The organism is Bradyrhizobium sp. 22 (assembly GCF_000482425.1).
GTDB classification, from domain to species: domain Bacteria; phylum Pseudomonadota; class Alphaproteobacteria; order Rhizobiales; family Xanthobacteraceae; genus Bradyrhizobium; species Bradyrhizobium japonicum_B.
In genome coordinates, this window is sequence record NZ_KI519401.1 from 316,756 (window position 1) to 340,211 (window position 23,456).

At 60.3% G+C, this 23,456-nt stretch carries 16 protein-coding genes and 4 pseudogenes; 5 read left to right on the forward strand and 15 right to left on the reverse strand.

Annotated elements, in window-relative coordinates; genetic code table 11:
- Positions 1 to 109: 109 nt before the first annotated feature.
- Positions 110 to 1,098: pseudogene (locus tag K410_RS39110) on the forward strand (ATP-binding cassette domain-containing protein); the annotation flags it as partial.
- Between the two features lie 18 nt (positions 1,099 to 1,116).
- On the opposite strand, the gene K410_RS0135875 reads toward K410_RS39110, so the two are convergent.
- A protein-coding gene (locus K410_RS0135875; RefSeq protein WP_155253484.1) for an IS3 family transposase occupies positions 1,117 to 2,300 on the reverse strand; the annotation gives its coding sequence in 2 pieces (ribosomal slippage) (positions 1,117 to 2,048 and positions 2,048 to 2,300; 1,185 coding nt in all).
- A gap of 63 nt (positions 2,301 to 2,363) precedes the next feature.
- Here K410_RS0135875 and K410_RS0135885 point away from each other — a divergent pair.
- Positions 2,364 to 2,836 (forward strand): annotated as a pseudogene (locus tag K410_RS0135885) (ABC transporter permease); the annotation flags it as partial.
- A 402-nt stretch (positions 2,837 to 3,238) separates the two neighbouring features.
- On the opposite strand, the pseudogene K410_RS0135895 reads toward K410_RS0135885, so the two are convergent.
- The 7 genes and pseudogenes from K410_RS0135895 to K410_RS0135925 all read right to left on the reverse strand — a co-directional run bounded on the left by K410_RS0135895 (position 3,239) and on the right by K410_RS0135925 (position 11,547).
- Positions 3,239 to 4,857, reverse strand: a pseudogene (locus K410_RS0135895) (DHA2 family efflux MFS transporter permease subunit).
- Positions 4,854 to 6,004, reverse strand: a pseudogene (locus K410_RS0135900) (HlyD family secretion protein). Before K410_RS0135900 ends, K410_RS0135895 begins: the two co-directional pseudogenes overlap by 4 nt.
- A gap of 811 nt (positions 6,005 to 6,815) precedes the next feature.
- Positions 6,816 to 8,360, reverse strand: a complete 1,545-nt coding sequence (locus K410_RS0135905; RefSeq protein ID WP_024343490.1) for an MDR family MFS transporter — start codon at positions 8,358 to 8,360, stop codon at positions 6,816 to 6,818.
- Positions 8,361 to 8,364: 4 nt separating this feature from the next.
- A complete protein-coding gene (locus K410_RS0135910) occupies positions 8,365 to 9,531 on the reverse strand; it encodes an HlyD family secretion protein (protein ID WP_024343402.1) in 1,167 nt (388 codons plus the stop codon).
- Positions 9,524 to 10,006 carry a MarR family winged helix-turn-helix transcriptional regulator gene (locus K410_RS0135915; RefSeq protein ID WP_024343403.1) on the reverse strand — a complete coding sequence of 161 codons (483 nt, stop codon included), beginning with the start codon at positions 10,004 to 10,006 and terminating at the stop codon, positions 9,524 to 9,526. The genes K410_RS0135910 and K410_RS0135915 overlap by 8 nt, the downstream gene beginning before the upstream one ends.
- 455 nt (positions 10,007 to 10,461) lie before the next feature.
- On the reverse strand, positions 10,462 to 10,701 hold the full coding sequence (locus tag K410_RS0135920; protein WP_028139161.1) for an acyl carrier protein: 240 nt from the start codon (positions 10,699 to 10,701) through the stop codon (positions 10,462 to 10,464).
- A 246-nt stretch (positions 10,702 to 10,947) separates the two neighbouring features.
- On the reverse strand, positions 10,948 to 11,547 hold the full coding sequence (locus K410_RS0135925) for a PepSY domain-containing protein (protein ID WP_024343405.1): 600 nt from the start codon (positions 11,545 to 11,547) through the stop codon (positions 10,948 to 10,950).
- A 593-nt stretch (positions 11,548 to 12,140) separates the two neighbouring features.
- Here K410_RS0135925 and K410_RS0135935 point away from each other — a divergent pair.
- From K410_RS0135935 to K410_RS0135945, 3 genes are all read left to right on the forward strand, one after another.
- Complete coding sequence (locus K410_RS0135935) at positions 12,141 to 13,019, forward strand: alpha/beta fold hydrolase (protein WP_049820510.1); 879 nt, start codon at positions 12,141 to 12,143, stop codon at positions 13,017 to 13,019.
- Positions 13,016 to 13,435 (forward strand): hotdog fold thioesterase, encoded by a 420-nt coding sequence (locus K410_RS0135940; protein ID WP_049820511.1) that lies wholly within the window; start codon positions 13,016 to 13,018, stop codon positions 13,433 to 13,435. The genes K410_RS0135935 and K410_RS0135940 overlap by 4 nt, the downstream gene beginning before the upstream one ends.
- A 285-nt stretch (positions 13,436 to 13,720) precedes the next feature.
- Positions 13,721 to 14,950: an ABC transporter substrate-binding protein gene (locus K410_RS0135945; protein WP_024343408.1), complete on the forward strand. Its 1,230-nt coding sequence runs from the start codon at positions 13,721 to 13,723 to the stop codon at positions 14,948 to 14,950.
- Positions 14,951 to 15,353: 403 nt separating this feature from the next.
- On the opposite strand, the gene K410_RS0135950 is transcribed toward K410_RS0135945, so the two are convergent.
- The 7 genes from K410_RS0135950 to K410_RS0135980 form a co-directional block, all read right to left on the reverse strand.
- Positions 15,354 to 16,517, reverse strand: coding sequence for an LPD7 domain-containing protein (locus K410_RS0135950; RefSeq protein WP_024343409.1), 1,164 nt, complete (start codon positions 16,515 to 16,517; stop codon positions 15,354 to 15,356).
- Complete coding sequence (locus K410_RS0135955) at positions 16,501 to 18,447, reverse strand: type IV secretory system conjugative DNA transfer family protein (RefSeq protein WP_024343410.1); 1,947 nt, start codon at positions 18,445 to 18,447, stop codon at positions 16,501 to 16,503. The genes K410_RS0135950 and K410_RS0135955 overlap by 17 nt, the downstream gene beginning before the upstream one ends.
- Entirely contained in the window at positions 18,413 to 19,444 is a 1,032-nt protein-coding gene (gene virB11, locus K410_RS0135960) for a P-type DNA transfer ATPase VirB11 (protein WP_024343411.1), read from the reverse strand. The genes K410_RS0135955 and virB11 overlap by 35 nt, the downstream gene beginning before the upstream one ends.
- Positions 19,441 to 20,586: a type IV secretion system protein VirB10 gene (virB10, locus tag K410_RS0135965; RefSeq protein ID WP_024343412.1), complete on the reverse strand. Its 1,146-nt coding sequence runs from the start codon at positions 20,584 to 20,586 to the stop codon at positions 19,441 to 19,443. Before virB10 ends, virB11 begins: the two co-directional genes overlap by 4 nt.
- Positions 20,587 to 20,597: 11 nt before the next feature.
- Positions 20,598 to 21,449, reverse strand: coding sequence for a P-type conjugative transfer protein VirB9 (gene virB9, locus K410_RS0135970; RefSeq protein WP_024343413.1), 852 nt, complete (start codon positions 21,447 to 21,449; stop codon positions 20,598 to 20,600).
- The gene (locus K410_RS0135975) at positions 21,446 to 22,117 is read right to left on the reverse strand and encodes a VirB8 family type IV secretion system protein (RefSeq protein WP_024343414.1); all 672 of its coding nucleotides are present in this window, start codon (positions 22,115 to 22,117) and stop codon (positions 21,446 to 21,448) included. Before K410_RS0135975 ends, virB9 begins: the two co-directional genes overlap by 4 nt.
- Positions 22,118 to 22,468: 351 nt before the next feature.
- Positions 22,469 to 23,455 (reverse strand): TrbL/VirB6 family protein, encoded by a 987-nt coding sequence (locus K410_RS0135980; RefSeq protein WP_024343415.1) that lies wholly within the window; start codon positions 23,453 to 23,455, stop codon positions 22,469 to 22,471.
- Between the last annotated feature and the right edge of the window lies 1 nt (position 23,456).

The window sequence follows — 23,456 nt, forward strand, 5'->3', positions numbered from 1 at the left end:
TGCCCGCGAAACAATGTCAAACTAACAATCCACTTCTGTCCTGCCTTGGGGGTGGAGGAGTTTGACTGACCGCACCCGGAGGAATTTGAAGTGACCCGCGGGGCCCGAGTTCGCCGATTCCACGGCGGTCGACCGGGTGAGCTTGCGATCCGTCGGCGCGAAATCTTCGGAGTTTTCGGTTCGAACGGTCAGGCAAAACGACCACGATGAAGATGCTAACCGGGCTTCTGCCGCAACCGAGGGTGAGGCGCTCATTTTCGGTCAGCAGCTGGAAGCCGCCGACCTCGATGCGCGTCGGCTACATGTCCCAATCCTTCTCGCTCTACTGTGAGCTGGCGGTCCGCCAGAACCTCAGCCTCCCGCTCGCCTGTTTCTTCTGCCATCGGAGTTTGCGGAGCGTAGGATTGCCGAACTGGTCGACCAGAGTGACCTCGCCGAGTATTTCGACAGTCTTGCTGCCGCGCTGCCGCTGGGTATCCGGCAGCGCCTGTCAGTTGCCGTTGCCATCATCCGCAAGCCGGATCTTCTGATCTTGGACGAGCCTACGTCCGGCGTTGATCCGGCAGCGCGCGACCGGTTCTGTGAGCTTTTGAATGATCTGGCCCGCAACAGGGTCATGACCGTCTTTCGTCTCGACCCACTCCATGAACGAGGCGGCCCGCTGCAACCGACTTGCGCTGATGCATGAAGAACGCGTGCTGGCGGGCGAGGGGAGCAAAGACGCTGGAGGACGCCTTCATCAACTTCCTCGAGCAGCGGACGGCCAATTCTCAACCAGCCGCTGGCGGAAGAAGCTGGCCCGACGCAGCACAATTCCGCCGGCGCCCTGTTCAGCTATCAGCGCTTGTTCGCTTATACCATCCGAGAGGGTCTCGAATTGGTTCGCGACTCGATACGGCTGATGTTCGCCTTGTTCGGCACAACCATTCTTAAGGTGGCCTTCGGTCTCGGTATCTCGACCGACGTGAACAACCTGACTTTTGCCGTGCTCGACAACGATAAGACACCTGAGAGTCGCCCTATCTCGAGGAGCTCAGAGGTTCAGGATACTTCGTCGAGAAGCCTCAGCTTGCCAATGGCGCAGATCTTGACAAAAGGTGACCTGCCCCTGAGTTTTCATCCAGAGGCAATTAGAGTCTCGGGGGTTTGTACGCCGATTGGCGCAGGTGGAGCAACGGGCGATCGGCGGAGCTGGTCGGGGTTGCGCAGCCGATCGCCCGTTGCGGTGAATGTGGCAGCATAGGCCGCCGGGGTGAGGTATTTCAGCGATGAGTGCGGGCGGTCGCCGTTGTAGTCGGCAACCCACGCCGCGATCTTTGCCCTGGCGTCGTCGAGGTCGAAGAACAGGGTCTCGTTGAGTAGTTCATCACGCATACGCCCGTTGAAGCTCTCGACGAAGGCATTCTGGATCGGCTTGCCCGGCGCGATGAAGTGCCAGTCGATGCCGGTGTCCTTGCACCAGGCCAGCATGGCGTTGCACGTGAACTCGGTGCCGTTGTCGGAGACGATCGAGCCAGGCTTGCCGCGCCGTTCAACGATCGCCGTCAGTTCCCGAGCCACCCGCCGTCCGGAGATCGACGTGTCCGGGACCGCGCCCAGGCATTCCTTGGTGACGTCATCGACGATATTGAGAACGCGGAAGCGCCGTCCGTTGGCGAACTGATCGTAGACGAAGTCGAGGGACCAACGTGCGTTCGGCTTCGCCTCGACCAGGATAGCCCGGGTGCCTGTCGCCTTGCGGCGAGCCCGCCGCTTGCGGACAGTGAGCCCTTCCTCGCGATAAAGCCGGTGGATCCGGTTGATCCCGGATGGCTCGCCCTCCCGCCGCAGCAGGACGAACAGCCGGCGATAGCCGAACCGGCGGCGTTCATTGGCCAGCTCGCGCAGCCGGGCGCGCAGCTCGATGTCCGGTGGCCGGCGAGAGCGGTAGCGGATCATCTTCCGATCCGCACCGACGATCGAACAGGCCCGCCGCTCCGACAGGCCCATCGCGGCCTCCAGATGCGCCACCGCGGCGCGTTTGGCGGCGGGCCCTACCATTTTTTTGAAAGAAGCTCGCGTAGCGCGGCCGCATCGAGCATCTGCTCGGCCAACAGCTTCTTCAGCTTCGCGTTCTCCTCCTCGAGCGCTTTCAACCGCCTGGCCTCGGAGACATCCATGCCGCCGAATTTGGCCTTCCAGTTGTAGATCGTCGCCTCGGAAATCCCGTGCTTGCGAGCCAGGTCGGCCGTCTTCGCCCCGGCCTCATGCTCCTTCAACACGGCGATAATCTGCTCTTCCGTGAACCTTGCTCGCTTCATCTGTCCGTCCTTTTCAGGCCGGACTCTAACTCCATCTGGAGGAAATACTCAGGGGCAGGTCAAAGGGATGGGAGCATCGATCTCAGCATCGAGATCCCGGCAAAGTGTGGCCTCAGCATCAAACTCGGGTCACCTCCCTTGTGTCGGCCTGGATCGACGGCGCCACGCCGCTCCGAGCGGAAACAATCCGGGGCAATCCGCAAAGCATGCACCAGCTCTATCTGGTCGATCCGATTATCAAGACAACGCACAGCATCGCCCCGCCGCTCGCCACCATCGAGATCAGGTTCAAGTACAATCAGGACTTCGATAGCATCTATGCCATGGTCCCCTCGACCATCGCAATGATGCTGGCATTGTTTCCGGCGATCTTGATGGCGCTCGCGGTCGTCAGAGAAAGGGAGCTCGGCTCAATCACCCAACCTCTACGTCACGCCGGTCACCCGGCTTGAATTTCTGATCGGCAAGCAATTGCGTTACGTCGCGGTGACGCCGTTATGTTTGCGCTGGCAGTTTTCTTTTTCCGGGTACCGCTGACGCCGCCGCCGACCAAGATCGGCAGCGTGCCATACAGATTGCCGATCCGCGCGACCCGAATGTCCTCGAGAACCTTGGGCCCGCAGTCGCGAGCCATCGCGACAGGCGTCAGCGCGGCAGGCTATAAATTCTCTGCTGGGCCTGCATTGCGGTTCTCTCAAGCGCAGAGCCATGATCATCGTCTTGGACTTCCGTTTCGCCGATTATGTAGATCGAAGCGGTTTTGGCTTGACACGTCCGGTGCCCCCGAAGCATCCCGGCCATGTGAGATCAGACAGGCGCGTAAACCCAAATTCGCTGTTGGATTGCAATCGTCCTGTCCCGACGCTGGCACCGGACAAGGCGGCACCAGGAGGTTCGATCCGGCGATAACGTGACGAGGCGGCCCAGCCAGGGAACCTTCAATGGGTCTTCGGCGGCGCGCTCAAGTCGATGGGCCGAAGGATCGACGCAACCGGGATCATCAAAAGCGCGACCGCGGCCAGAAGCCAGAACACGTCGATGTAAGCGAGATAGTCGACCTGCTGCTGGAGCGTTTTACCAAGCCAAGCCAGCGCTTGCGATGCAGCATCCGACGCGCTTGACCCCTGGGCCTGGAAATACCGCGTCACCGCATCGATCGTCTGTTGGTACCCGAGATCGGAAGGTGCCACATGCTCGACCAGTCGAGTCTGGTGGAATTGCTGGCGCTGCGCCAGCATCGTTTGCGCGAGCGCGACCCCCATTGAGCCGCCGATATTCCGCGAAACGTTGATGAGCGCCGAGGCCTGGTTGGTTTTCTCGGGCGGCAGACCGTCATAGGACGCGGTGGTCACCGGCAGGAACAGAAACGGCACCCCGCAGCCTGGAATATGCGCACCTCGGTCGCATAGCCATAGCTGATATCGCCGGTCAGTCCTGTGAGCTGCCACATCGAAACGGCAACGATCGCCGCGCCGACCATGATCAGATATTTCGGCTGCACCAAGTTGACCAGCTTGCCGACGATGGGCATCAGAAGCATCGTAATGATGCCGCCCGGCGAGAGCACGAGACCTGCCAGCGTGGCGGTGTAGCCGAATTCGGCTTGCAGAAGCTGCGGCAGCAATTGGGTCGTCGAGATCAGAACTGCGCCGGTTGCAAACATCACGAGGAAGCAAGCGCCAAATTGCCGTTTGCCAAGCAGCCGGAGATCGATGATGGGATCGTCACGGCCAAGCTCCCAAGGTATAAGAGCAAAGAGGCAGAAGGCTGAGATAAGCGCAAAGGATAGAATCATGGACGATCCAAACCAGTCGCTGCGCTGCCCTTCGTCGAGCACGAATTCGAGCGATCCGAGACCGATGGCGACCAGAGCGAATCCGATATAGTCTACCCGCAATCCGGCCCTTAGGAGTTCAGCCCTTTCTTCCTCGGCGCCGGATGGTTCCCTCACCAATGTACCTACCAGTAATAACGAGATCAGCCCCATCGGCACGTTGATCAGAAATACCCAGTGCCAGGAGTAGGTGTCGGTGATCCACCCGCCAAGCGTCGGCCCCAACACCGGGGCGACCACCACGGCGACACCATAGATGGCGAAGGCCTGGCCGCGTTTGTGCGGCGGAAATGAATCCGCAAGAATCGCCTGCTCGCTGGTCGCCATGCCACCGCCGCCCAGCCCCTGCAGAATGCGAAACAGGACGAGAGATTCCAGGTTCCACGCGAGGCCACATAACAGGGAGGCAACCGAAAACGTTGCCACGCACAGCATGTAGAAGCGCTTGCGGCCAATGACGGTGGAAAGCCATCCCGAGATCGACAGCACGATGGCGTTGGCGACAAGATAGCTTGTGATGACATAGGTGCTCTCGTCGAGCCCGACCGCAAGGCCACCCGCAATGTGGCGGAGCGACACGTTCGCGACAGTGGTGTCGAGCACCTCCATGAAGGTCGCAATGGAAACGACAAAGGCGATCAGATAGGGATTGTGTCCGCCGGCCGCCGATCGCTCCGGGGACCAACTCGAGGACCTTCCGCCACTCTGCGCCTGATCGGTCATCTAACCTTCGTCCAAGGCACGACCGACATACCGGGCCCGACCGGCACGTCGGACGGCCAGTTGTCGACAATGATCTTCACCGGTACGCGCTGGACGACTTTGACATAGTTGCCCGTCGCATTTTCCGCCGGCAGCAGGCTGAATGCGGTCCCCGAGCCGGGCTGCACCGACTCCACGTGCCCGGTCAGCTTGCGGTCCGGATAGGCATCGATCCGGATCTCGACCGGCTGGCCAGGGCGCATGTCCTTCAGTTGTGTTTCCTTGTAATTTGCAACCAGCCAAACCTCATCGGGCACGAACATCATATGAGGCTCTGCCCCGGGGTGACGTAGGAGCCTTTTGCTCCGGACAGCTTGACAACGCGCCCGGATCGGACCGCGAACACCCTTGTGTATTGCAAATTGAGTTTTGCCTGGTCGAGTTGAGCTTGAGACTGTTGCCGCTGGGCTGTTGCACCTTCAAGCTGCGCCTGGAGCGCCTTGATTCCGAGTTCGGCGCCAACTACGGCGGTCTTGGCCCTGTCTGTATTGGCCTGCTGGGCCTGAAGATCGGAGCGAGTCTGCTGCGCGCGCTGTACAGTGCCGGCTCCCTTGTCCACCAGCTCCTGTGCGCGCGCGGCCTCCTGCTGCGCGAACTGAAGTTGTGCCTGAGCCTGTTCCAACTGGGCCCTCACCTGATCGATCTGCGCATGCTGGGTATCGATCTGCGCCTGGTAGTTGGCGATGTTGGCCTCGGCGATCGCGAGTTGCGCCTTGGCCTGGTCGACGGCGATTGTGTAGTCGCGGTCATCGATCCGCGCCAGCAGGTCGCCGGCGTCGACATGCTGATTGTCGGTAACGGGAACGTCGGTCACATAGCCGCCCACTTTCGACGCCACCGAGAAGCTTCGTGCGGCGACAAACGCATCATCGGTGGATTCGTAATGACGGATCTCGAGCCAGTAGGCTGTTCCGCCGCCCAGGCCGGCCACAAGAACACATGCGCCGGCCAGCATCAGACCCCAGTGCTCGCGAAAGCGCTCCCATGGCGATGGCTTTCTGGTCGGCTGTGTAAGCTCGGCGCCGTCGCGCTTGTTCTGCGGCATAGTCCTGGGCAATTGACCCGGATGCTGTTCTGCCGGCCCGTGCTCTTGAACTTGGCCCTTCACCAGACAGCACCTCCGGAAGAAAATGCGTGTGGGATTCCTGCCGCATCAGGACCAAACTCCTCCTTCGGAACTTGGTTCCTTTCGATCAAGCAGGCGACGGCCCAGTGGCTCGGCACCTTCGGAAACTTCCGCGGCCTTATTGACAGGCCGGTGCCGAGCACCTTGCGGAATAGGAAAACGAAACAGCGGTGGTAACGCGCCGTACAAAATCATTCCAAACACATGGGGGGTGCTTCGACCCGCCCCCTTCGCATGAACGCTTTAGTAGCGTCTTGGGCACTCTCGGTTCATTCTGCGCGTCTAAGCAATGCCAACTATTTTGAGACGTGGCTTAGTTGGCCTCAGATTTTAAGATTGATCGCGGCTGACCGGAATTCCATGTGCTCGGCAACGACTGCAGCTAATGCAGTTTATAGCCGCCAACCAGGCCAGACTCGAGATCGCGTGTCAGCGTCCGGGGCCCACACCCGCTTCCCTACCCGCTGAGGCAGTGGAGACTGCGGCCCAACTCTTGCTTCTTGACCAGGTCAATGCGATGCAAGTTTTGGTGTGGGGACCGTCCTTCAAACGATCTCGATGCCCGAGACCCAATCCGGTCCATTCGGTTTTCCGACGCATCGCTCGACAACCCCAGTGACCAGGAGCCAGACATCGGGCTGCTGACCCTGTCCGGGCATCCTGATCGGGCAAAGAAGTTTGCCAGCTTGCGCACCCTTCATCGTGACCTCACGCCAAACTTTTGCCTGGGTTGGCAACATCAACGCATGAGAACGACAACTACCAAAGTCTGGCAATACTTTACAGCGTGTCGTCATTCCACCACTGCGTGCTCTGGCCCTGCCGTCTGCTTGCGCAGAGCGGCCTTCGTAGATCCAATCATGATGGCGAGCGGGATCGAGACGAGGATGAACAGCATGACGAGTTGATAGTCTTGTGAGAATGCGATGATCTGAGCCTGAACAGCGACCATCTTGTCCGCCATGGCGCGCCCAGCATCGGTGGACAGGTTGATGATGCCCCTGACATCAGGCATCTGCAGGGCGTGGTTGAACGGGTTGATGTGTTCGGACAGGATCGCATAAGTGCGGCGCGTTCCCTGAGTGAGTTGGGCGATCACGATCGAGATCCCGATCGAGCTTGCGACATTGCGCAACAGCGTCAGCATCGAGGTGCCGTCGGTGCGCAGGTGGTTTGGAAGCGTTAGAAACGAAACGGTCGATAGCGGCACGAAAACAAGGCCAAAACCGAAACCCTGGAAGACGCTGACGGTGACAATCTCCGGAACTTGAGTCATTTCGGTCCAGCCGGTCATCTGGAACAGCGAGCCCGCCGTCAGCGCGAGTCCCGAGATGATCAACGTACGGGCCTCGAAATAGCGCATGAGGCGACCGACCATCATCATGGCCAGGAACGTGCCGAGGCCGCGGCTCGCTAGCAACATGCCGGCGGTAATGATGGGATAGCCGATGACGTTCTGCAGGTAGGGCGAGGCCAGCGCCATGGTGGAGTACAGCACCAACCCCATCACCGTCATGAAGATGCAGCCCGTCACGAAATTGCGATCCTTGAACAGCGCGAACTGGATGAACGGCCGCGCGGTCGTGAAGGAGTGGGCGAAAAAGTAGTAGAAGCCCACGGCCGAGACGATGAACTCGCCAACGATTTCGTTGGATTCGAGCCACCCCAGCTGCTCACCGCGGTCAAGGGCTAGCTGTAAGGACCCGATGGCGACTGCAAGTGCCGCGAAGCCGAAGAAGTCGAACCGAAGCGTGAGATCCTTCTTGGTCTCGTCCATGAAAGCTATCAGACCGAGCACCGTCAGTGCGCCAAAAGGAAGATTGACGAAAAACACCCAGTGCCAGGAATAGGTCTCGGTGAGCCAGGCGCCCAGTGACGGGCCCATGATCGGGCCCATCATCACGCCCATGCCCCAGATCGCCATCGCCTTCGCCCGTTCCTGGAGCGTGTAGGAATCGAGCATCACGGTCTGCGAAAGCGGCACCAGGGCCGCGCCGAACACGCCCTGCAGCAGGCGGAACAGCACCATCTGGTTGATGTCCTGCGCGAGCCCGCACAGCACTGATGCAATGGTGAAGCCGGCCGAGCATATGATGAAGATTCGCTTGCGCCCGTAGCGGTTGGCGATCCACCCCACAGGCGCCGTCATGATGGCGGCAGCGACGATATAGGAGGTCAGCACCCAGTTGATCTGATCCTGCGACGCCGACAGCGTGCCCTGCATGTAGGGCAGGGCCACATTGGCAATCGTGGTATCCAGCGCCTGCATGATCGTTGCGGTCATGGCGCAGATGGTCACCATGTTCCGGCGTAGACCCGGAGGAAGTGGGCCCGACATCAGGTCAGTCCTTGTCCTGATTGGCGGTTGCCGACAGACCGAGCAGGCCCGCGAGCGTGCGCTTATGCCCGGTATCGATGGTGGCGTAGACGCTCATGCCGGCCTTCAGCTTGGCGACGTATTTGTCGTGCTCGTCGAAATAGATCCGCACCGGAACGCGCTGCACCACCTTAACGAAATTACCGGTGGCGTTCTGCGGCGGGAGGATCGCGAACTGCGCGCCGGTGCCTGGCGAGAGCGAGCCGATCGTGCCCTTGAACACGTGGTTCGGGAAGGCGTCGACCTCAAGCGTGACGGACTGCCCTTCGGTGACGTGGGTGAGATCGCTCTCCTTCGGATTGGCATCGACCCAGGGGTGCGCGACATCGATGATGGAGAAGACGGGCGTGCCGGCTGCAACGTAGCGTCCGAGCTGGATCTGCTCGACCTGCGTCGCCACGCCTTCCATCGGAGCTCGCAGCACCGTGTGGTCGAGATTGCGCTGCGCATCGTCCAGCTTGGCCTTGGCCTGCGCGTAGGGGGGGAATTGCTCCAGCGGCAATTCGGGGTTGCCGAGCAATTGCGTCTTGGCGTTGGAGAGTTGCTGCTTGATGTATTGCGCCTGCCCGCCGGCGGTGACCAATGCCGTCGAGGCGTTGTCGAGGTCGAGCTGCGAGCCAAAATTGCTCTTCACCAGCGCCTGCTTGCGCTCGACATCGCGCTTCTTCAGATCGATGCCCTGCTGGGCCAGATCGAGCATGTCGCCATAGATCTTGATGTTGGCGACGAGGTTGTCGTAAGTGGTGCGGGCCTGCGCGAGCTGCGCCTTGGCCTCGTCCACCGCGAGGCGGAACGGAACGGGGTCGATCTCGAACAGCTCGTCGCCGCGCTTGACCGATTGGCCCTCCTTCACGATCACCTTCAAAATCTTGCCAGAGATGTCGGGCGTCACCAGCACCTTCTGGGCGCCGACATAGGCATCGTCGGTGCTGACATAACGTCCGCCGTGCAGGTAAAATGCCAGTCCGCCGAGTGTGGCAGCAATGGGCAGCACCACCAACAGAAGGGGACGGCGATAACGGCGCAGACCCGCCATCATGCGGCGGCGCGGTTCGGCAGCGACCTTCCTAGTCGGCTTGCCGTCGGGCGCGGCCTTCTGCTCAGGCGCGAATTTGACGACCTGATCAGCCATAGCGCGGCTCCTTGCGTACCTGCTCGGCTCCAGCATTTTGAATTGCGTTGCGCACGTTTTCCTTGATCGCTTCCAGTTGTGTCAAAAGACGGTGGGCGTCCGCCGGGAGAATGCCGTCGAGCGCGGTCGCCGTGAGTTCGGATCGCAGACCGCTCAATTTGCCGAGCAATTGACGTCCAGCTTTCCGAAGATGAAGCCGTTTGATGCGACGATCGTTTGCATCCCCCCGCCGCTCGATCCAATCGCTCTCGCACAGCTTGTCAACCAGCCGCGTCAACGTGATCGGCTGCATCTCCATCTGATCGGCAAGTTCCGCCTGGCTCATGCCCTCGTTGCGCTCCACCTTGGCCAGGACCGCCCACTGCGCCCGGGTGATGCCAAACCGCGCGGCTTCCTTGTCTGCATACACGCGAAGGACGCGTGTCAGCTCGGCGAGAGTAAACAGAAAATTCTGGTCTACAGAACCGCGGCTCATAAGTTCAATCTCCATAACTTTAATATATTATAAGCTAGCTCATATATAGCAGTCAAGCGCCGGCGCCATACAAAATGCCAGGATGTCCAGGCTGGATGAGAGCCAATGGAGTCAGGAGCGATAGTGCGCTGGCGGTGACAGACGTCTGCTCAGCAACAATTTTGTCGATCATTCTCGGCTCGCGATGGGCGCTCTGGCGGTGGTCAGGCGCTCGGCCAAGACCGATTGGGTCGCCGCTGCCGGACGCCGGCCTGCGGTGAAGCCCTTGGTTGCGCGCAAAGCAGGAGGATCGATACGCGATCCTACGGTGGTGTTCGGCAAAGGGAACGATGGCAGTGCAACCTCGCAAGGCGTCGCCTCGCAACGAATTGCCGCAAACCAAAGGAGGATACGCGACCGCGGGCGATCGATCCCCATCGGCCCACCTACGCAACGCCCGCCGTAGGCATAACTGACTACGTCTTTACTTTGCCTTCAAGATACTGCCTCGCGTCTGCCACGGTGACGATCGACTCTGCGACCTCGTCGGGAATCTCGCAGCCGAAGGCCTCTTCGAAGGCTATGATGAGCTCAATTGTGTCAAGGCTATCGGCACCCAGATCCTCGATAAACCGCGCCGAGTCGGTGATCTTTTCCGGCGCAACATTCAAATGCCGGCCAACTATTTCTCTGATCCGATGGCTAAGGCTATCCACGGCTGGGGTCCCCGATCCGGCACCATCGAACATTGCCGCGTATTCCAAAAACGCGTCAAGGGAGGAAGCGGTTCCCTGTAGCCGCCACAAATGAAAGCCGCGGTGAAGCCCACGGGACATTGATCGACGCTGAAGTGGGCCACGCGCCTCGGATCCGCCGTTATTGCGATGTCGACGACTAACGCCGACTGATGAGGACGTTTAGCCGCACCACGGAGCCGGATCATAGGGAAGGCAAGAGAGCGATCATGGACTCCTTGCTCCGGGCGATTCGAGAATAACCTCCTTCAAGTGGTTGCCGCTAACGATCAAGACGAGGAACTGCAGCTTACCATCGTTGTTCAGAAGACTTGCGCCAATCGCCTTTCCGTCTGCGGCCTTCTCCGCGATAAGCACGGCGTCCGACAATTTTAGCCGAACGCTCTCCAGGGCGACGAAGTTATTCCGATCCTCAGTATCCAGATTCTCGAGGGACATGACGGTTTCATGGCCCGCAACCTCTCCGGTCTTCCCGTCGATTGCATTTTCCCAGATCCGAGCTTTACGGGTCGTTCTTACCTTGTAAACGGCAGACCCCGACGAGCTATCGAAGGTGACATCCGCAGCTCTCGACCCCGCGTGCAGTTGCTGCGCGATCGCGATCGCCCGCCGCAATGACACTTTGGCTTCGCGGAAGAGTTCGAGTTCACGTCTAGCCGCATCATTGTCGGCATCCTCTTTGTCGACTTGAACTGCAGCTTGATCCTGCAAGAGAAGCGTCGTTGCGTCGGACCAAACGATCGCCTGCGACGGCGAGCACGCCACGAGCGGCAGGAGAGGAATGAGATACTGGATTGTCTTTGACATCAGCCATATCCGTAATGATCGAGCCCTTACCCATCTAGCCAACTGCTTCCGCGGGCTCGCTGCATCGCGATGTCTTGTATGCAAGACTATCATAAGCTTGCTTGTTTAAGCAAAACGCGCTATTGTTATTTGGAGACGGCTTAAAACTGTCGCGCGTTGGATGCGGCGCTCGCTTCGTCCATCGTGCAAATAAGAATAGGCGGACGGGATGCGGGACGCCCTCATGAACCAGAAAGCTGGATCAAGCTCGGCGCCAATATCCGCGCTAGTTGGCGCTGGGTTGGCCTTCGGGATAGCCCTCGCTATCCTCAGCCTTATGTATATCCTTTTTGTATGATGCTGCCCTCCACCAATCCCTGTTTTGCAGCAATTCAGCCAGGCTGGATGTTTACAATCAACGCAAAGCGCTTCCACTTGCCAGGAGGATGAGCAATCTGGGACGAAAAGATCGCGATAAGTGCGTTGCACAACGTTCGAAAGATTTGGCAGTTCGAACCAAGTCGGCATGGCTAAGGGGCGATGGAGGAAAGTGATGTTGAGGTCCTTTGCGGATCATTTAGTCGAGCAACAATTCCCTGGTACCGGGTAGTTACATGACGCCGACGATGCTTGCTGGGTACCAGGGCCACCCGATTGCGGCCTCGATCGAAGGGAGTGAGCAGGCCTTCCCAGTCGTCCTGGCGCACGGCGGAGGGCAGACGCGTCGCGCCTGGAAGGGGATTTCAAAACTTCTGGCAAGCCAAGGATTTCGCGCAGTCGCAATCGACATGCGAGGGCATGGCGACAGTTTCTGGGCTAAGGACGGAGCCTATGATATCCGCGATTTTGCAAGTGACCTTGTGGCCATCGCTAACGCGAGCACAAGAAAGCCGGCCTTGATTGGCGCCTCCCTCGGAGGGCTGGCAGGCATTATCGCCGCGGGCGAGCTTAGCCCTGAGAGCTTTGCATCGCTCACACTGGTCGACATCACCCCGCAAATGGAACCAGAAGGTGTGGCCCGGGTGGTCGGCTTTATGGCCGCGCATGCGCGCGAAGGCTTTGCCTCGCCCGAGGAGGCCGCGCAGGTCATCTCCCAATACTTGCCGCATCGGCAAAGCCGGAAGGCTTCGCCGGGGCTTCAGCGGTATCTTCGTCTGGGGGAAAACGGGAGGTACTACTGGCATTGGGATCCCGCATTCATCGAAGGCGTGATGCAGGCCCGAATAACGGACGTCGAACTCATCGATCATCGACGTGCGGCCTTTAGCGCGGCAGCTTCACGATTGCGCTTGCCGGTGCACCTGATCCGGGGAGGGTCAAGTGATCTGGTCTCGCCCGAGGCCGTGGCCCATTTCAGGAGCCTGGTTCCACACGCCCACTATAGTGACATTGCGGACGCCACACATATGGTGGTCGGAGATCAGAACGACGCCTTTGGCCAGGCCATCGTTGAATTTCTGGTTCGTACGCACGGGGCTGAGGTGGCCCGGTGAGTTCGGAGCAGACCAAGCCTTACGATCTCGAGCAATTGCGGGAGCGCCTGCAGGTCGCGCCCTTCCATCGCTGGCTGGGCATCAATCTGGTTACCCTAACCCGGGATGAGCTGATCCTCGAAATGCCTTGGCGCGACGAGATTGTGTCCAATCCTAAGATCGCTTCCGCGCATGGCGGCGTTCTTTCTGCATTGATCGACCTGACGGGGCTGTACACGATCCTCGCATTTGGAGGGACAGCGCGCGCGACCATTGATCTGCACGTGGACTTCCACCGACCTGCAACACCCGGCGCGCTGCGCGCGATTGGCCGACCTGTCAAAATTGGGCGTCAAATGAGCGTTGCCGCAACACGAATCGTCAGTGGTGACGGCGCCCTCCTGGCGAGCGGGAGAGGCGCTTATGTTGGTGGCTAGGCTGACAATGCGCCGTTGTTTGAGCTTGACCAAGATGCCATTCGCTTTGCGTCAGAGCCAACAAGCTGATCGCGGTCAGAAGCTCCGGTGCCACAGCAACTTACCCTTAGGTGCTCGGGTCGGGATCCCGGCCTCAAGTCCTACGCTCGACTCGCCCAGCGGCTTGACAAACGATATGCCTGCTACGTGCTTGGCCTCAGCGACAAGCGCCGAGGCCCCCGGAACGTTATGCGGCACCGTCGCGTCACAAGAAAAGATACTCATCGATAATAAAGGGAGATAAAAATGACTGCCGTTACCGACAAATTCGCCGCTGCTTCTATCGCGCTCACCTTGTTGGGTCTCTCGACGTGCACCGCGCTGGCGCAGAAGAGGTACGATACCGGGGCCACGGACACTGAGATCAAGGTCGGCAACATCATGCCCTATAGCGGCCCGGCATCCGCCTACGGTGTGATCGGCAAGACCGAAGAAGCTTACTTCAGGATGGTCAACGACCGCGGCGGCATCAATGGTCGGAAGATCAATTTCGTCACCTATGACGACGGCTATTCCCCGCCGAAGGCCGTCGAACAGGTTCGCAAGCTCGTCGAAAGCGACGAGGTACTCCTCGTTTTCAATCCGCTCGGCACGCCCTCGAACACTGCGATCCAAAAGTACCTCAATTCCAAGAAAATCCCGCAATTGTTCGTCGCCACCGGCGCCACCAAGTGGAACGATCCGAAGCATTTTCCCTGGACCATGGGCTGGCAACCATCCTACCAGAGCGAAGCCCAGATCTATGCGAAATGGCTGATGAGGGAGAGGCCCGATGCGAAGGTAGCAATTCTCTACCAGAACGATGACTTCGGGAAGGACTACGTGAAGGGTACCAGGGACGGCTTCGGAGCCAAGGCCTCCAGCATCATCATGGAAGAAAGCTATGAAGTTTCCGAGCCGTCGATCGACTCCCATATCGTCAAGATCAAAGCCGCCAATCCCGACGTCCTGCTGATCTACACCACGCCGAAGTTCGGCGCCCAGACCATCAAGAAAACAGGCGAACTCGGCTGGAAGCCGTTGCAGATCATGACCAACGTCTCAGCCTCAGTCGGCAGCGTTATGCAGCCCGCGGGCTTCGACAACGCTCAGGGCGTGATATCTGCGGCCTACGCCAAGGATGCAACTGATCCGCAATGGGCCAAGGACTCCGGCATGATGAAATGGTCCGAATTCATCGACAAGTACATGCCGGGAGCTGACAAGACGGACAGTGGCCACGTCTATGGCTACGGGGCCGCCCAGACCCTGGCGAAGGTGCTTGAAATGTGCGGCGACGATCTGACACGCGCCAATGTCATGAAGCAGGCAGCGAGCCTGAAGGAGTTTACCCCTGACACTCTTCTGCCCGGCATCAAAATCAACACCGGTCCGGCCGACTTCGCGCCGATCAGCTCGCTTCAGCTGATGAAGTTTCAGGGCGAGAAGTGGGAGCTGTTCGGCGACATCATCAATGGCGACGTCGCGACAGAATGATGGTCGAAAAAACGCAGCAACGAGCATGCGCTTAGACGCCAAGCGGCTCGTCAAGGGGAATGGAACGCGCTGGGACTGGGTGGGGCGCTCCAGGGCAATTCAAGCGTAAACTCAGCAAAGCCTCAGACGGCCAGGGCCCTCGGGTCTGGTGAACGGGTGACTGATCGGGTTTGGACTTGGTTGGCAGTGCCATCGTAAGTCACAGCCATCCGACTCCCGAGCAAGAACAACCGTGGGAGTCCCCCCTTTGTTCGAACCATCACCTGGATCGCCGGCATCCGCACTCGTCCGCTGGGGTGACGATTCTGCTTCTCTTGTTCTGCATTGTCGCGACGGTTGGGTTGGCTCGAGCGGAGGTACTTTCCCAAAAGCCCAGTTCGGCTCATTGATTGACCTCGTGAATTCAGCGCTCACGCTCACGCATTCTCGCGCTTTGACCAGTCTGAGCTCGGATCTCCTTATCTCCTTGCGACGGATAACGATCTCGAACCGGTTCCATGACTGTTGCCCGCGCAAACGAATGTCCGTTCTCCAGATGCTGGGCAATGCGCTCCTTGGCGAAAGCCATAATGTTGTGACGAGCATTCTCATCGTTCGGCAGAGCGCGTTCGACAAGCTTGTTGATGACGGCCATCTGGGATTGGGCCGCGAGCAGGTCGGAATCATACGCGGCCGCCGGTCGGTCTGCACGGCGTTCCTCTACCGTCACACTCCACATGTTGCGCCACATCTGGCGCTGTTCAATACGAGCGAGTCCAGTGGCGTCGTCTACTGACTTGATCGCCCTGATGACGGGTACGACGTTATCTCTTCGCAGAGAGATACGGTCGCCAGGCTTGGCGCCACTATCTGCGACGTCTGCTACAATGCCGACGCCCCACACCTGATGTCGCCGGCCATTGTCCAGTTCGATGGCTACATAGGTTGATGGCTCCGCGTCGGCGCGGTTGCGGTAGGGGCCATAACCGACCTCCAGCAGACGTCCGGAAACGCCCTTGTCGTAATCGAGCCTATCCGCCTGTAGTGACCTGTCGGAAGGCGTGCTGGCTCCGACTTCGTTGTTGTGGGCCTGGGCTCGATCCCATCGGATTCGTCGGTCAGCGAGCGCCTGGCGATCGAGCTCGCTTGGTTGATAGCCCTTCACATCCATCCCGCGCGCGCTAGCCTCGAACCAGGCCTCGCGTCGGAACTCGACAGAACCACGGACCTGAAGTGCCTCCCACTGGCGATGTTGTGCCACGCTGACCATGTCCCGGATCACTTCTGCGGCAGCTATGCGGGTGACCAGGCGATCGTCAGTGGTCTTGAACGCGAGGTACTCTTTCCGCTCGTCGGCATAGAGCCGCGCTTCGCGGTCGGATCCATCCTTGTGGAATTCACTGGCCACCACGTAATATTTCCGACGGATGCGGTCCGGAAACGCACTATCTGTGACCTCCGCGGAAGAAGGCTTGTTGGGGGCTGTAGTTGCGGCCTCGTCTTCCCCCTTTTCTCGGGCGGAAGCGTGCCCCGCGCGACGCTGCCGCTGCAGGCTGAATTCCTCGCTCGCGTCATGCCCGCCGTTCATGCTGCTCGCCCTTTTGCTTGCGGCCCGTCCGCCGCGTCGGCGGAATGACCTGAGCGTCGATGTAGTTCAGGGTCCAGGCTTTCAGGTCGTCCTCAGAGAGGCCTTCGAGATCGACATCCACGTCCCCAAAATCGAAGGAGGCGTCGGCGGGAATTGTGGAGGGATCGGCGACCTCCTCGTCGGTCATCGGCCGCGACCGCAATACCGCCTGGAGCTCCGCAACCTCGGAGCGAAGCTCGTTGATCTCGGCGTGAAGCAGTGCTGTCGAGCGACCTTTCGGCAGATTCTGGACAGGCGCGGGTAGCAGGCGTGTGAGGAACGCCTTGTCTTCGTAATAGACGATCTTGTCGGCGACGATCGGCGGAAGGCCGGTGCCCAGGATGAAGGCCTTGGACCTTGGAAGAAGCTTCAGCTCCTGGGGCAGCATCAGGGCGCGCCGATGCTCGGAGACGGTCTCGCTGGTCGACCGCGTTGCCAGCCCTTTCGGTCCGCTGCGGCTGCGCGCTTTGACCGTGTCATAGCCGATGCGCTCCGAGAGTTCATTTGCGACATCCTGTTCTTTCGGCGCGAATACCACTTCGACGGCATGGTTGGTCATGAAGTTGCGGGCCGCATCGATCCCGTAGATCGCCCGCAGCTGGGCCGGACTCTGGACCACGGTCAGCAGACGGATGCCGTAACCGGCGATGAACGCCACCGATTTCGCGAGCACGTTGACATTGCCCAGCGCCGGAAATTCATCGAGCAACAGCAGCACCTTGCGATTGAGTTTGAGATTTTGTTCCGGCAGCTCGCGGGTATTGAGATCGACCACCTGCTGAAAGAACAAGTTCAGAAGCGGCGCCATGCGGTCGAGATTGTCAGGGGTCACGCCGAGATAGATCGACATGAGCCGTTGCCGCAGCTCTCGCAGATCGAAATCATTGGCCGAGGTTGCGGCATCGATGCGGGGATTGAGCCAGAGACCGAGCCGTGCCGTCACGGTTTTGCGCACCGAGTTCATGGTGTTTTCGGACGCAGCGAGAAAATCGTTCAAGGCCGTGACGCAATGCCGCGACAGTGGCGAAGGGCCGGACTTGCGAGTGGCGATGAGTTTCTCAAAATGTGCCTTGAGGTCACTGGCCACGGAGAGCTGGTGCAGGATTTCGCCGATCGTCAATGGAAGACCCGGCGTCTCCGCGACATAACCGCCGATTGCTACGAACGCAGACCGCGCGGCCTCGAACCAGAAGGGATCACCGCGGCTTTCGGCCGGAAACAGCATGACGGAGATGCGTTGCAGATCGTCATAGAGGTCGGCAGGATCCCTGCGCACGTAGCCAAGAGGATTGTAACGCGCGGTGCGACCGTTCTCCTCGAGCGGGTCGAACAGATAGACCTCCTGCCCGTGGGCTGCGCGAAATCCGGCCGAGCGGTCCCAGTTCTCCTTCTTCACATCCAGAACGACGACTGAATCTGGCCAATTGAGCAGGTTCGGAATGACGTAGCCGACACCCTTCCCGGCCCGGGTCGGAGCGTAGACCAGGACGTGTTCCGACCCGCCGAAGCAGAGCAGCGCGCCGTCCTTGCGGCCGAGAAGCACGCCATCTTTGGATCGCAGGCCAGCGGCCTTGATTTCGCGTTCAGACGCGAAGCGCGCGCTGCCGTGCAGCGGGAGAGGACGGTGCCGGAAGATCGCACCGAGCAGCCCAAAGACGACGACCGCGCCGGCAAGGCTCGACAGGGTCAGCCAGCGGTCGAAACGAGGGTCGGCACCGTAGCGGGGCCAGCCGGTGGCGATCTCCGACCAGTGCAGGCCGCCATCGTGAAGCCTGAGCCCCAGCAGCAAAACGTTGGAGGCGACCAGCAGGAACAGTGCGCTGGCCGCGAGCGCGACCGCGAGGCCCTGCGCCGCCTTAACGGAGGTGGTCGCGCTTGCGAACGGGGTCATAGTAGATCTCCGAAATGCGATAGCGACCGTCCCGCTTCCGCATCTGGATGACGACGTCGACGAGAAGCAGCAGCAGCGAGCGGATGTCGTCGCGATGCAGGTCGCGGCCTTCCGCACTTTCCTTGACCAACAAGGTCAGCTGCTCGAAGGCGAGCCGGGCGCTGTCGGCATGAACCGTTGTAATCGATCCTGGATGGCCGGAGTTCACGTTCCGCAGATAAAAGAACGCCGTACCATCGCGCAGCTCCTGCAGCAGAATGCGATCCGGCCGCATCCGCAGGCAGGATTCGAGCAGTTCGCGCGGTCCTATTTTGGCAACGCCCTGCCCGTCCTTGGCGTAAAGCAGCCGCACGCAATTCTGATGAGGGATGACTAGCTCAGCGGTGTCTTCAATGGTGATGAGCCGCTCTTGTGCCGGGATCGCCGCGATCAACGCCTTGGATAGCGTCGTCTTTCCCGAACCAGTCGCCCCGGAAATGATGATGTTGCGGCGAGTTTCGACGGCAAGCTGGAGGAACTCGCGCCAGGCGCCGGCGTCTTTCAGCGCCATGAGCCGATTCTCGTCGGTTGTGAGTTCGTCATCGGCGACACGGACCTCATCGAACAGTTTTGCCTGCTCAAAGGTCTCCAATGTCATCGTCAAACCTGACGGCTTGCGGATGGTAAGACTGACGGTGCCTTCTGGCACCGCCGGCGGGACCACGATCTGGCAGCGCTCCTCGCCGATCAGGGTGGTCGACACCACGGGGTGCTCCGGACCTATGTCTTGACGGGTGTGGCCAGCGGCCGCGGTCGCCAGGTGTGAGAGATAGGCATGCGTCAAAGCTGGCGCTTCGTGCCGGGTCCAGCCGTCAGGTCCTTCCACGAAAACCTCGCCGGGACGGTTGACGATGATTTCGGTCAAGGATTTGTCCGCCAGAAATGGCGCCAACGGCTCGAGATAGCGCGTCAGCACGAGGCGGCTGCCATCGCGCTCGATGGAATGTACGGCGCTCACTTAGTCACCACGGCCGGGGCCGCGAGGCCTCCGGGAACAGTGCGGTCCAAAATCTGCGTGCGGGTCTCGACCCGCCGCAATTGATAGACCGAGGAGAAATCAACATCGCGAGCGACAAAGATGTTGACCAGTTCGCCCTGGTTCTTGTTCAGCGTCGGCGGAATGTTGATCGACTGCTCAACGGCGATTGCCGCGGCGGTATTGGTGGCGCCGGTGGTGTTGTTGATCTGGATGGAGCTGTCCTGCAGCTGCTGGCGCCCGATCGAGGAGGCATCATTGACGACCGACAGCAGCAGTGCTGAGCCAAACCGCTCAAAGAAATGGGTGTCAATGTCGCCGTCGAAGCCGGCGCGCCCCAGCGCATCGGTCGCCGGCGAGGCCAGCGCTGCAATGACGCCGGTCGGCGTTTTGGCGCGAGTCCACAGTACGAACAGGCGTTTTGATCCGCGCCGCACATTGCCGCGATATTCGCCGACCACTTGTGTGCCCTTTTCCATCAGCACCACGTTGCCGGAATCCGACATCACGTCCCGCACGACGACGCAGGAAACGAAACCGGCCACGTCCGAGGACATCGCGGTTTCCAGCACGCACGGGATCGAGGTGCCTTGTGTGACCAGCAGATTGCGGTTGGGGAGCCGCGCCGCGCGCACGCCCTCGATCGGCGTGGGCTTCAGCTTGTCGGCGAGGTCATTGCGCGGCTCGCCCCGGCCAAACCCGTAAGAGTCGGTGACGACACCTCCTGTCACGCTGTCGTGGGCCGCCCGCCCAGCAGAACTTGGCCGGTTATAGGCCAGCACGGGCGCGCGCCGGGCGCTCTCCAGAAGCTGGTCGGAGGCGGGTGCCGGAGCCGCTGGCGTGGCTGGGACCGGAGCGCCTCCAATTGAGGCCGTGGTAACAGGCACGGCCGGCGCTTCCGGGAGGGGCTCGAAGGCCGCCGCCTGGCGGATCACCAGCTTCCGGGCGGAATCGCTGACCGGCTTATCGCCTTTCCAGGTCCCCCAGATGATCAGAGCGGCAAAGGCGGTGAGCGCCAGCGCACCGAAGCCGCGTTTGAGCATTGCCGTTCGGCCATTGTCCCCTCCGCCCACTGGCGTAATGCCGCGGTCGCCGGCGATCGTCTCATCTTGATGTTCGGTCATATCGCCCTCGCCTATCGCGGCCTTGGGGTTAGTGGTGATTTCTTCGCCCGCCGCTCGATCGATGGGCTGGTGGTATTGGTGCCCGGGTTAATCCCCACCGCGTCGAATGCTTCGTTGAAAATGCAGAGAACGTTGTCGCCTTTGCGCAGCCTGAACTCCCGCGCCGTGGCATGAACCACCACGAGCTCCCCGCGGACGTCTTTTGGCACGAGGCTTTCCGAGCCGTCGGAGTTGATCAGATAGATCGCGGGGACTTCGCGGTTGCCTGCGAAGCGGAACGTGGTCTCCTTGCCGTCGTCGAAAACAGCTTCGGGCTCGAGGTCGATCGATCCCTGCGCCGAAAAACGCCAATTGCGCGCGCCATAGGCATGATGCAAGTCGAAGGTCTGGTCGATCAGCGCGCCTTCCCGCTCGGCGCCGCGCGCGGCCGCCTCAGTGCGCCGGCGCTCTATCTCGTCGCCGGGATAGGCGAAGCGGACGACGAAGTAACTCTCCGCGAGCGTCGTCTCGGCAATTGACAACTCGAATTGATACGAGCGCTTGCGTCCGTCAGGGCGCGTGGTGACGACCTGCAAATTGGTTGGTGGATGTTTCTCTCGGGGTTTAAGGAACAGGATTGAGCCCGCCGGTGCGACCTCCCATGCAATCGCGTCACCAATCGCGACATGCGCAACCTCCTCATCGTCGGCAAACAACACCTGTGTTGATGCCCGAATCACGCCGTTGACCTTGACGACGTTGGCCGGATCGTAGGTCACGGTTCTCACGCGGGCATCATGTTGACCTGGTGACGGCTGTTGCAAGGCCATTGCCGGCCCCGCGAATCCGAGGGCGAAAATCATCAAGAGAGCGAAGGATTTCATGGCACGACCTCCGGATCGGCGCGATATTCCGAGACCAGAAAGCCGAGAGGATTAATGAGACGGTCGGCGGAGGACATTGGCGCGTTGGCATAGGTGAACGTCAGGGTCGAGACCCAATGGGTGATGCGGGTTTCCTCGCCTTTGCGGCTCTCTCTCATAAAGCGCACCGAGGCGACATTGTCGGCCAGGAGCGAGATCGCCTTGATCCGCACGGTCGCAACGCCGAAACGGCCCTGAACGACTTGCGGGCTTTCGGGATTGGAGCCCCGGTACCAGACCGCGAACCGTGCCTGTTCGCCCTGCCCCGAGAGTAGCGAAATGGTGCGAAAATTGGTTTCGGCCTCCGGATAACTGTAACCTTCGCGCGCGCGGACGTAGCGACCAAGAAAATACTTGGTAACGGCTTCATCGTAACGCGCCGGCGTTGAATTGAGGGCGGAGACGGTGTCCACAATGCCGGTGGCATTATCGACCCGGATCACGAACGGCTCGACCGTCTTCAGCGGCGCAAGTGCTGCGACTGCGCCAACCGAGGCGACCGCCAACGCGCAGGCAACCGCGGCAATCACCCATGCTGTTCGACGCGAGCGATGGGCCGATAGCAGGAGATCCTGTTCCCATCGCCGCGCATTGTCGAAATAAGCTTTCAGCTCATCGTGGCCGACCATCTTAGGCCTCCTTGCCGCAGGAACGGTAAGAGGCTGCAACGTCGACTTGGTGGCCTGATGCACCCAGTTGCGAGGAGAGTGCCGCCGGGTTGGTCTCACCTTTGCGGATGACTGGTGCTGGAGCGGATGGCGCAGGTGGCGGCTCGGGTGCCGCCAACGGCGTGTTGGTCTCCCAATCCCACAGCGAACGATTGAGCGGCCGCCGAGCTTGGCCATCACATGACGGTGGTCCCTTTGACCAGATCGCGCATCCGCCAAGCTGAAACGCGATCACGCAGATGATAAATAGTCGACGCCACATCGTTCTGATGCCCCTGTTTGTCTTTGTCGTCTGATACCGACGATGATTGCCTACGCCGCCGTGGACCCCTGCGATCGCGTGCGCCGCATACTGCCGCCTTGCCGGCTCGCTCGGAGTGCGTCGAGACCGCGGCTGGCCGACCAGCGGGCACCGGCATAAGCGCCGCCGGCTGCGGTCGTGGCGTTGGCGATCATGGGGCTCGTGACGAGCCGGCTTGCCAGCGACGCACCACCTCCGGCGAGGCCGCCTGCGATGACCGGCAGTTGAAGCGAGATGTAACCGGACAGGCCGAGCACCGCGCTGATGGCGACAGCGGCCACCACCATCTCCCCAGCCGTGCCGGCGTTTGCCGCAAACCTGTCGATGAAGCCGGTAACAGTCGTTAGCATCAGTCCGACCAGAGCGACCACGAGGACCAGGAGGATCACGAAGTTCGCGACTTGCCGAAGCCAGGCTTCCGTAAACGGCCGCGTGGCCTCAAAGAGTCCAAGCGCAATGAAGATCGGGCCGAGCGCGATCACAACGCCCAAACCAACCTTGGCATAGAGCAGGATGGCAAACTGCAAGAAGGAGCCCACCGCCACAAAGACTAGGAGAATGGCGGCGACCAGCGCTGGTGCGATGTTGGTCAGTCCGGCCTGTTTGTAGATCTTATTAGCGACATCAATGCCTTTGGTCAGAAGCTGATCGAACGGAACTCCGGAATTGGTATTCAGCCCGGCACCCGCCAAGGCATTGCCAATCTCCTTCGGCAAGGAATCGAAAAACAGCCCCGTGACGTATTGCTGGAACGCGCTCGAGTTGGTCGCTAGCAGAACCACAACCACGATCCGCATCGCCCGCCAGGCAAATTCCATGATTGGTTCGGAGATTGCGCCGCGCATCACCGCAAAACCGTAGAAGATGACATAGAGCATCACGGCCGTGCGGAGGGGACCATCAATGTAGGAGGCAAGATTCGATACCGAGGTCGACACGAATGCCGTGATCGGCTGCTCGAACTCCTTCAGAAAGCTATCAAAGACGTTTATGGCCATC